Consider the following 325-nt stretch of genomic DNA (forward strand, 5'->3'; position numbering starts at 1 on the left):
ACGCCGCATGGTGCGGCGAGAGTGGTGCTGGCCGGCGCATAGCAGGGCTTACCCAGGAGGTGAGCGCCATCGAAGCAGCCAAAGCAATCATTCATGCGGGTTTCCAGGTGATTGCGAGCGGTCAACTGAGGTTTTTAGGTTCAATGCAGCACCCGGGTGCTCAGCGGCTGGCTGGGCGCGCCGGGGTCCAGCGCCTCCAGCATGAACAGGGGAATGGGGCAGGTGAACGGCGTGCCGTCCTCGGCCACGCAGTGGTAGCTGCCGTGCATGGTGCCGCTCGGCGTGCGCAGCTGGCAGCCGCTGGAATATTGGAACGCCTCGCCCG

At 65.5% G+C, this 325-nt stretch carries 1 protein-coding gene; it reads right to left on the reverse strand.

All coding sequences use genetic code 11. The annotated features are described in order from the left end of the window. Window positions 1-140: 140 nt before the first annotated feature. A partial coding sequence (locus QZH66_RS18915; protein ID WP_305807307.1) for an ApaG domain occupies window positions 141-325 on the reverse strand: 185 nt, incomplete at its 5' end.

This window comes from Stenotrophomonas sp. YIM B06876 (assembly GCF_030711595.1).
Lineage (GTDB): Bacteria > Pseudomonadota > Gammaproteobacteria > Xanthomonadales > Xanthomonadaceae > Stenotrophomonas.